9 protein-coding genes are annotated in these 10,106 nt (G+C 40.3%); 8 read left to right on the top strand and 1 reads right to left on the bottom strand.

Features of this window, described 5'->3' with window-relative positions:
* Positions 1–203, top strand: a 203-nt coding sequence (locus M595_RS29370; RefSeq protein WP_023067626.1) for an IS200/IS605 family transposase, incomplete at its 5' end; no start/stop codon positions are given.
* A gap of 90 nt (positions 204–293) precedes the next feature.
* On the opposite strand, the gene pap is transcribed toward M595_RS29370, so the two are convergent.
* Positions 294–1,793 (bottom strand): polyphosphate:AMP phosphotransferase, encoded by a 1,500-nt coding sequence (pap, locus tag M595_RS17195; RefSeq protein ID WP_023067589.1) that lies wholly within the window; start codon positions 1,791–1,793, stop codon positions 294–296.
* Between the two features lie 203 nt (positions 1,794–1,996).
* Here pap and M595_RS17190 point away from each other — a divergent pair, with 203 nt between their 5' ends.
* The 7 genes from M595_RS17190 (at position 1,997) to M595_RS17165 (ending at position 10,105) form a co-directional block, all read left to right on the top strand.
* The gene (locus M595_RS17190; RefSeq protein ID WP_023067586.1) at positions 1,997–3,196 is read left to right on the top strand and encodes a TRM11 family SAM-dependent methyltransferase; all 1,200 of its coding nucleotides are present in this window, start codon (positions 1,997–1,999) and stop codon (positions 3,194–3,196) included.
* Positions 3,197–3,232: 36 nt separating this feature from the next.
* On the top strand, positions 3,233–3,523 hold the full coding sequence (locus M595_RS31875) for a hypothetical protein (protein ID WP_023067585.1): 291 nt from the start codon (positions 3,233–3,235) through the stop codon (positions 3,521–3,523).
* 3 nt (positions 3,524–3,526) lie between these two features.
* Positions 3,527–4,144 carry a Bpu10I family restriction endonuclease gene (locus M595_RS17185; RefSeq protein WP_023067604.1) on the top strand — a complete coding sequence of 206 codons (618 nt, stop codon included), beginning with the start codon at positions 3,527–3,529 and terminating at the stop codon, positions 4,142–4,144.
* Between the two features lie 221 nt (positions 4,145–4,365).
* The gene (locus M595_RS17180; protein WP_023067619.1) at positions 4,366–4,665 is read left to right on the top strand and encodes a hypothetical protein; all 300 of its coding nucleotides are present in this window, start codon (positions 4,366–4,368) and stop codon (positions 4,663–4,665) included.
* Positions 4,666–4,972: 307 nt separating this feature from the next.
* Entirely contained in the window at positions 4,973–6,061 is a 1,089-nt protein-coding gene (locus tag M595_RS17175; protein ID WP_023067591.1) for an N-acetyltransferase DgcN family protein, read from the top strand.
* A gap of 143 nt (positions 6,062–6,204) precedes the next feature.
* Complete coding sequence (locus M595_RS17170; protein WP_023067625.1) at positions 6,205–6,948, top strand: WecB/TagA/CpsF family glycosyltransferase; 744 nt, start codon at positions 6,205–6,207, stop codon at positions 6,946–6,948.
* A gap of 382 nt (positions 6,949–7,330) precedes the next feature.
* Positions 7,331–10,105, top strand: a complete 2,775-nt coding sequence (locus tag M595_RS17165; protein WP_023067612.1) for a hybrid sensor histidine kinase/response regulator — start codon at positions 7,331–7,333, stop codon at positions 10,103–10,105.
* The last annotated feature ends 1 nt before the right edge of the window (position 10,106 follow it).

Raw genomic sequence — 10,106 nt, 5'->3', positions numbered from 1 at the left:
CTTTAAGTAATTTGGTTAATAATCTCAAATCTGTAACGTCTCGAAAGCTTAGACAAGAATTTTCCGACCACTTAAATTCTTTTTACTGGAAAGATGTTTTATGGAATGGCTCTTACTTTGTTGCTAGTTGCGGCGGAGTTACTATTTCAACTCGGCGACAATATATCGAAAATCAGAACAAACCTAATTCCGATAAACCCTGACCGCAATTCATCTCACGCTGCTCTGTCGGGTCAGACGTGAGGCTTCTTGCGGAAGAAGCTAAAAGCTAAAATACGATCCCGTCATGGGAACTACTTTTGCTTGGAGCGACGTTGTAACTCCCGTTGAATGGCTTCTACAACTGTTTCTACCACTTGCACCCGAGCCGAATATTTACAATTAGCCCCCACAATAGTCCAAGGTGCGGTCGGTGTATGAGTCCGTTGAATCATCTGATTAACCGCCACTTCATAAAAGGGCCATTTTTCCCGATTACGCCAATCTTCATCGGTGAGCTTATATTGTTTAAAAGGGTTCTCTTTACGCGCTTGAAATCGCTTCAGTTGTTCATCGGTGTCGATATGTAGCCAAAATTTCACTAACACATAACCCGCACGGGTGAGTTGTTCTTCAAATTCGTTAATTTCTCGATAAGCCCGTCGCCATTCTTCATCGGTTGCAAACCCTTCAACTCGTTCAACGAGAACTCGACCATACCAACTGCGGTCAAAAATCCCGATTTTCCCAGCAGAGGGTAAACGTCGCCAAAACCGCCAGAGATAATGATGGCTTTTCTCCTCATCCGTCGGGGCGGCAAAGGGTTGAACTTCGTAACTGCGAGGATCTAAAATATCAGTTAACCGTTTAATCGCTCCGCCTTTTCCTGCTGCATCCCACCCTTCAAAAATAGCCAACACCGGGACTTGTTGTTCATAAATTTCTCTTTGGAGTTTACCCAAACGGGCTTGTTGTTGGGAAAGTTTGTGTTTGTAGTCGTCTTCTGAGAGAGATTGGGTTAAATCAATTTGTCCCAGAGGATTCGGTTCAGTGGGGTCGAGGTGGTCTTGTAGCGGGGTTCTGATGGGCGGAAGCTGAACCTGTCGCCTATCTAATGCTTCGGTGAGGGTAGCAACCATTGCCGAGAGAACTTTAATCCGAGCATAGCGTTGACTATCGCCTTCGATCAATATCCAAGGTGCCGCGCCTGTGCTGGTATGAATTAACATATCTTCGGCGAAGGCTAAATAGGTGTCGTAGTTTTTTTCCTGCTGCCAATCTTCGGGACGAACCAGCCACGCTTTTAACTCGTCTTTGGCGGCTTTTTTGAGGCGGTGCTTGAGTTCTTTTTGGCTAAGATGAATCCAAAATTTCGCAACGACAACACCATCATCGACCATCTGACGTTCAAAGGCGTTAATTTGTCGCATCGTCATCGGAACTTCAGCTGAGGGAAGTCGTTCAAAGAGTCGGTCTTCGAGAACGTGGGTATACCAACTGTGGTAAAAAATGCCCATTTGACCTCGGGCGGGGAGTTTTTGCCAAAATCGCCACATAAACGGATAGCGACGTTCCTCTCGGGTTGGTGGCCAAATGGGATGAACAATAAATCCTCGCGGGTCCATATAGCCGACCATTTTTTTGACCAGCGCCCCTTTTCCGGCGACAGCCCAACCTTCTAAGACGATGATGGCTGGGAGTTTTTTTTCCCAACAAGTTTGTTGCAGCGATCGCAATTTTTGCATTAAACTTTCTATCTGGCTCTGATAGGTTTCTTTATCGAGAGATAAATTGAGATCGAGAGTATCGAGCATGAATTAATCTGGGTTACAATAACAGTCTAGTTTAACTTCTCTATTTTCTAAAATGGCAACTGAAAATAAGTCTTTGCAATTTCGGGGTTTGTTGGTTATCGAGATTGTCAACTCCCGCTCAATTAATCTGTGAAGATGTATGGTAAATGTTAAACTATACAGGGTTTTGCAAAGAGGACTTTAGAAATAAGGACGTTTAGCAGTTGCAGCAGTTTGATCGGCCTATTCCGCAAGCGCACCTCAATATTGTTGAGAAAACCCGGTCTAACCGATTGGCTTGGCGGGGGCAGTTTTCTCCCCAGCTTATTGAAGCGATATTAACGGCATACTGTCCGCCCAACTCTGTTATTTTAGATCCGTTTGCGGGGAGCGGAACTGTTCTGTTGGAAGCGGGCAATTTGAGACTGGAAGCTTACGGTTTTGACATCAATCCGGCCGCTTTTATCCTCGGTAGAACCTACGAATTGATTAACAATCCCAAAAGAAAAGAGACGGTAAAAAAAGTTAGAGAAAAAATCGATACAGAATTTCCTTTTATTTTATTCTCCCCCGGTAGTCCCGTTGAAAACTTGGCTGAAAAGTTAAGAAAAATCAGAATTAAGCTCGACCCGGAAGCCATCAAGCTATTTGATGCTTTGGTGATTTTGCTGGATGTGGCGAACAACACAATTACCAACGAGTTTGTACAGGCAAAGTTTGGTGAATTGGTAAACGCTATCGATAAATTTCCCGATTCTGAAAAAAACATCAAAGTCGGTTTATCCGATGCCCGCTCTCTCCCTTTACCCGATAAAACTATTGATTTTGTTGTTACGTCTCCACCTTATATTAATGTTTTTAACTACCATCAAAATTATCGAAAATCTGCCGAAATCCTCGGGTGGGATATCCTCAAAATAGCCAAGTCGGAAATTGGTTCTAACCGGGCAAACCGAGGCAATCGTTTTTACACGGTCGTACAATATTGTTTGGATATGGCAGATACTTTGAGGGAACTTTCCAGAGTCACGAAAGACGGGGCCAGAGTTGTATTTGTTATCGGCTACGAATCGACGGTTCTTGGCGTGCCTTTTTTTAACGCCGATATTATCGATAAAATAGCGATAAAAACGGGTTTATTTAATCCGGTTTTAAGACAAAAACGGGAGTTTAAAAACAAATTTGGAAAACGAATTAGAGAAAATATAATTAACTTTTGTAAGTTGAAAGATCGGTGTCACCAAGAAACAACAGAACGGGTTGCCAGAAAAGTAGCGTTAGACGTGCTGAGAAACGGGCTTTTTCATGTATCTCCAAAAAATCTTGGAAATTTGGAAGATGCAGTTGACAAAGTTCAGGAGATTAACAGAACATTGATATTGGATAATCTGTCCGACATATACCAACCCGATACGCTTTTCTAAGTCGCAAGTTCTACCCCCTGAAAATCAACTCAAACCATGCCCGAATTTTCCCGCCCTCATTATGATAAACTAACAGCCTGTATCGATAATCCTCGACTACCTAAAGCGGATCGAGAACGGGTTCAAGAAGCTCTTAAAAAATACCATCAATGGATCGCAGAATTAGAGGAAATTGAGCCGGGTCAAGAAAATACGGTCGAAAAATTAGTTGAAGCAACAAACCGATATAAGCGTTTTATTGAACTCGACCTAATATTTGATAGCTCAGAAAATTTTTTATACAGACAGAAGGGGCAGTTAAAGCTGGATAATACCATTTTAGAATAATTCTTGCCCCGGCTCGTTTTTCGCAGCCTAAGAGGAATAGATGATTCTTTTGAACTCGGGCCAAGAGATACATTTTCTGGACTCAGTTTTTTATCCTCTATTGGAAATCCGGGTTCCGGTGGTGAACCAACGATTAGAACGAAAAATCAAGATTTTATTCTGGGTAAAAGACTGTATTTAAAATCATCCTTTGATCCAGAATTTCAAGATGATAAACAGATTCAGTCACATCTAGGATATGTCTGTGCAGAATGTAAAACGAATTTAGACAAAACGATGTTTCAAGAGGCGGTAGCAACCAGTCGAGATTTAAAAATAGCTGTTCCTGGTTCTTTGTACTTTTTAATCTGTGAATTTCTAGATATGACCCCGGTTTCCATAATTTCCACTCAAATTGATGATGTTTTGATTGTGCGAAAAACTAAACGTCTACCTTCTAACATTAGACAAAAATATCGAACGTCACAGGACAGACAACTTCATCGGCAAGAATATGTAGATTTTTTGGATGCTTCCCAGTATTATCCCGATGTCTTTCAAAGAATGATAAATAAAATTAAAGCTTTGATTGACAACACCAGTCCATCAATAGAGAACGTGTTAAACCGGGGACATTTTTAAGATGAATATAAGACTTTTTAAATGGTATCGATCTGTTAACGAATAATTCAAAATAAGCGATCGCCAACCGTCCGAATTTTACCCAAAATCGAAAAATATTTTAAGCCTGTCATTTTTTTGTCATCTTGTCGGGATATTGTAGAAACCATAGAAGTTAGCCAGTCTTAACGGTCTGCTTCCCAATACATCTGTTTAAAATTATTCTTTTTTGGAGAGTTCCCGTGAAATTAGAAATCATCGGCACAATTGTACTTGGTATTGTTGCGGCGACTGTTTTTCCTTCTGCTGTTCAAGCAAATAATGATTCTTTTTCGGGTACTATCGAACAGGTTTGGGAAGATGGTTTCCGCTTGCAAAGTGACAGCCGGACAATTACCGTTGATTCTTGGGATGTTTGCGGAGATAATACGAGTCGTCATCTGTCAGCCGGGGAGCAGGTGACTGTCGTGGGCGAATTTGAGGATGGAGAATTTGATGCGTTTTCAATCACAAAAGCTGATGGTGCAGCCGCTTGTAAATAGGAATATTCCTCAAACTTATGCAAAACTATTCTATTGTTTGAAACCGCAGAACATATCATTGACTTGACTTTGGGTTTCAATTGGATTTGTGAAATCAAGGGGTTGATACCCCCGGCCGATTCAAAGAAGCCGGGGATTTTTTTGACAACAGTTAGCATTCTCGAGTTGGGGTCAGTTAAACTGAGAAATTTGATCGGGCTAAAACTGTAAAATATGCGATCGCAGACTTCCAAACAAGCGGTATGATTAAGTTCAACCGATCCGAAACTATATTAAAGCGATCGCTAGTTATTTAAAACTCAAAGATATGACCCCTGAAAATCCCCAATCTCAAATCCAAGCGGGGCGGTTAGCCATCTTGTTACATGGAGGTATTCTCGGTGCGACAGGTAAAACGGGACTGTCTTTGCTGCGCTACTCTCAGGCTAATATTGTCGCAGTCATCGATCGCGACTGTGCGGGACAGTCCCTTTCTGAACTCACGGGAATTAACCGAGAGATACCGATTGTTTCTTCTGTTAAAGACGCTTTAGCCTATCATCCCAATATTCTCATGATTGGAATTGCACCGCCAGGGGGGGCTTTACCCGAGGAATGGTGGGTTGATCTTGATGGGGCGTTAGAAGCAGAATTATCGATTGTGAATGGGTTACATACCCAATTAATTCCTTTAGTTGAACAACGCCATCAAACCAATATTAACCAATTTCTTCAACCTCAACAATGGATTTGGGATATTCGTCAAGAACCACCGGGTTTAAAAATTGCTAGTGCTGCGGCGCGTCAACTCAGTTGTCGGCGAGTTTTAACCGTAGGAACCGATATGGCTATTGGTAAAATGTCAACGGGTTTAGAACTTAATAAAGCCGCAAAACAACGGGGAATTCGGTCTAAATTTATCGCCACAGGTCAAGGCGGGGTAATGTTAGGAGAAGATGGCATTCCTTTAGACTCAGTACGGGTCGATTTTGCCGCGGGTGCGGTGGAACAGGTGGTGATGCGGTGTGGAACAGATTGTGATTTACTTCTAGTTGAAGGACAGGGTTCGCTGATTCATCCGGGTTCAACTGCGACTTTACCGTTGTTGCGAGGAAGTCAACCGACTGATTTAATTTTAGCCCATCGTGCCGGACAAACTCATGTTCGCAATCATCCTCATGTCGTTATTCCTCCTCTATCTCAAGTGATTGAATTATACGAAAATGTTGCCAGTGTGGGCGGCGCGATGGAATCTGCAAAAATTGTCGGAATTAGCCTGAATACTTATGGTTTAGCGGAAGATGTAGCTAAGGATGCGATCGCGCAAGTTCAACTTGAAACGGGTTTACCCTGTACGGATACGGTTCGGTTTGGGGCGGATATTTTATTGGATGCACTATTAATCAGTTTACCGTGAACAGTTATCCATATTGCCCGTCAGAGTGAACTTTTGCTTTTTGCCCTTCTCCTATCCCAACAATAAACCCGTTTATGCTAGCCAATCGATACCAGATCGGTTAGTCTCAATAGTAGTGTGTGTGAGGTGGTTAAAAAAATCTTATGAATGATGTGATGCTATTGGGTGAATCTACGGCTAATAGGTTTCCAGTTTTAGGACTTCCTGTTCATCTGCATCATAATTATCATAACTGGTTGCTTAACCGTCTATATAAAGGGTTAGGAACTCATGTGATTACTTTGAATGCTGAAATGGCAATACAAGCCGATCGCGATCGTCATCTTGCAGAGGTGATTCGGGGGGCTGAACTTGTGATTCCAGATGGGGCGGGAATTGTTCTTTATCTGCGGCTGAAGGGAAAGCCAACTCAACGTTGTCCAGGGATTGAACTGGCTGAGTCTTTCTTACAAAAAATAGGTCAACAAAATTGTTCAGATCTGGTTTTTTTCTATGGAGGAAAACCGGGAATTGCTCAACGGGCGGCTGATTTATTTCAACAAAAAATTCCCAATTTAGCGATCGCCTCTTATCATGGTTATCTTTCGGCTTCTGAAGAAGAACAGTTAAAAGATTCACTCAAAGATTTACAACCCCCAGTGATTTTTGTGGGTTTAGGAGTACCGCGTCAAGAGTTATGGATTGCTAAAAATCGTCATTTATGTCCGAATTCCATTTGGATTGGAGTGGGTGGAAGTTTTGATATTTGGGCAGGGACAAAAAAACGGGCGCCGGCTTGGTTTTGTGACAATCATTTAGAGTGGCTTTATCGACTCTATCAAGAGCCTTGGCGATGGAAAAGGATGTTGGCATTACCTCAGTTTGCGTTAAAGGCTTTACTGAGTTAATTTAAGGGGTCGAAAGAAAGGCTGGAGTGGTTGCCAAGCTACAACAGCCTATTCTATTGATCCAGACCTATAAATTATGAATGATGAATTGATGATCAAAAAGTGAGGGTTAAAATTCCCTAAAAAATAAATTTTGTATATTCTTTTCAAGATTACACATTCTTTAAAAAAAAGTTAAAAAAATCTTAAACTTTACATTTTTAAACAGCACTATGAAGTTCTGTTGCAAAGCGTGTTTTGAAATCGAATAAAAACGTTACAGTATAACTAGACGATGTTATGTGCAGGGTTGCAATCATTTTGAATACAATAGCCGGGAAAAATCTCGCCGGACGGCATGAGGCTCGGTGAGGTATTCATTGCTACTAAAGAAAGAGGATTTATGGTTCATTCTTCTGGTCAATCTAAAGGTTTTTCTCTAGCTCGAATTCCCTTACACATCATTATTGTAACACCATTTGTTGTGCAAATTATGATTGCAGTTGGTTGGGTCGGATATCTCTCGTTTAAAAATAGTCAACGAGCGGTGAATGACCTCGCAGGACAATTACAACAAGAAATTACAGCTAGAGTTAACGGTGAATTAAAATCATTTATTGATCAACCTTTTAAGATTAATCAAGATACGGTTGCTGCTATCAAACGAGAAAATCTCGATCTCAATAATGTTAGAACTTTAGAAGCTTTACTCTGGGATCGATTACAAGTTTATCATTCGATCACAGGTTTTGGATTTGGTAGCGAGTCATCGGGTTCAGTGATTGCGGTGACAACCGATCAAATTAATAATGAAAAAAAATACTTTATTGAATATGCGGACTCTAATACAAAAGGAGATTTTTATAGTAATCAAGTTGATCAACAAAGGCGTAGACTTAACTCCACGTTGCGAGTTCCTAACTTAGATATTCGTCAGCGACCTTGGTATCAAGCGGCTAAAGCCGCAGGTCAGCCTATTTTTAGTGAAATTTATTTATCAATTAGTCATTCTTCAAATGATTCTCTAGCTACGACTGTTGCTCATCCGATTTATGATCAGTCAGGTCAACTTCAAGGAATAGCCACGATTATTCTGAATTTAGATGAAATCAGTCACTTTTTAGAGAGTTTAAAAGTGGGTAAATCGGGAGAGGTTTTTATTATTGAGCGGACAGGCGAATTAATTGGAAGTTCTGACGGGCTTGATCCTATTAAACTAGAAAACAACCAGAAATCTCGACTAGAAGCAACTCAAAGTTCAACTCAATTAATTGCAGCCGCTGCTCAAAACTTACAGAATAGGTTTAATAGTTTTACTCAGATTAATCAAGCTGAACAGTTAAAATTTGACTTAAAAGGGAAACCGCAATTTTTACAGGTTACACCGTTTCGAGATGAGCGGGGAATTGATTGGCTGATTGCAGTTGTTATTCCCGAGTCCGATTTTATGGCAGAAATTAACCAAAATGCTCGTTCAACGTTTTGGCTGTGTGCAGTTGCCTTAACTGGGGCTACCGTTGCAGGTCTTCTGACTGCTCGGTGGATGACTAAACCCATCGAAAGACTGAATAAAGCAGCTAGAGAAATTGCCAAAGGAAAATTTGATAAAACGGTTCAAGGTTATGGTCGTTTTCAAGAAATAGAACAACTGGCTAACTCTTTTAATTATATGGCTCGACAACTCCAAACTTCTTTTAATTCTCTTGAACAATCCAATATTGAATTAGAAAAAAGAGTAGAAAAACGGACAACTGAACTGGCGAGTGAAAAAGAAAAAGCAGAAGTCGCAAATCGAGCTAAAAGTGAATTTATCGCTAATATGAGCCATGAACTCAGAACCCCTCTCAATGGGATTTTAGGCTATACTCAAATTCTACAACGTTCTCAAACGATAAATCAAGTTGATCTAAATAAAATTGAGATTATTCATCAGTGTGGTTCTCATTTACTAACCCTAATTAATGATATCTTAGATTTGTCAAAAATTGAAGCTCGGAAGATGGAATTGAATCAAACAGAATTTTATTTTCCGAGCTTTTTAAAAAGTGTCGTGGAGATGTGCAGAATCAAAGCGGAGTTTAAGGGAATTTCCTTTATTTATGAAGCCCATAGTAACTTACCTCTGGGCATTCTAGCCGATGAAAAACGTTTACGACAAGTGTTAATTAATTTGCTCAGTAATGCTATCAAATTTACTCAAGAAGGTTGTGTGACTTTTAAGGTAACTCAAACGGTTTCAACTCAAATTCGCTTTGAAGTTCAAGATACTGGTGTGGGGATGACTCCAGAAGAACAATCTTGTCTTTTTCAAGCTTTTGAACAGGTGGGATTTGGAAAACAACACAGCGAAGGAACAGGACTAGGATTAGCAATTAGTCAGAGAATTGTCAACTTGATGGGAAGTCAAATTCAAGTGGTGAGTCAAAAGGGAAAGGGTAGTATTTTTTGGATGGATTTAGATTTACCTGTCGCTACCCAACAAATTCCAGTTCAACAGAATGCGCCTCAAAACAATATTATTGGAATTAAAGGATCTACGCCTAAAATTCTAATTATTGATGATCGTTGGGAAAACCGTTCGGTGATTATTTCTTTATTAAAACCCATTGGATTTGAAATCGAAGAAGCGAGTAATGGTTGGGAAGCTTGGAACAAAATTAAAACTTTTTATCCCGATTTAGTGATTACAGATCTAGTCATGCCTAAGTGGGATGGATTTGAATTTATTCAACGAATTCGATCTTCTCAGCACTTCAATGATTTAAGCATTATTGCATCCTCTGCCAGTGTGTTTGAGTCTGATCAGCGTCAGAGTTTAGATGTCGGAGCAAATGACTTTTTACCGAAACCTGTTCAAGTACAAGAGTTAATGCAACAACTCCAAAAACATCTCAATTTAGAGTGGATTTATGAAGATATTACAGTTTCAAAACCGTCAAATGATTTGAGCGCAACTGCCGATCTGATTCCTCCTCCTGAAAAAGAGTTAGATGAATTATACAATTTAGTCATGCAAGGTCATATTAGGGGAATTCTCAAACAGGCTAATACGATTAAGCAACTTGATCCCAAATATGTACCTTTTGCCCAAAAAATTGAAAAACTGGCTAACGGATTTCAAGAACGAGAATTGCTGAAATTAACTGAACAGTTTATTCAAGTTAAGCATAAAGTTTGAT

This window comes from Lyngbya aestuarii BL J, from assembly GCF_000478195.2.
Classification (GTDB): Bacteria; Cyanobacteriota; Cyanobacteriia; order Cyanobacteriales; family Microcoleaceae; genus Capilliphycus; species Capilliphycus aestuarii.
This window is presented reverse-complemented; position numbering and strand designations above follow the sequence as displayed.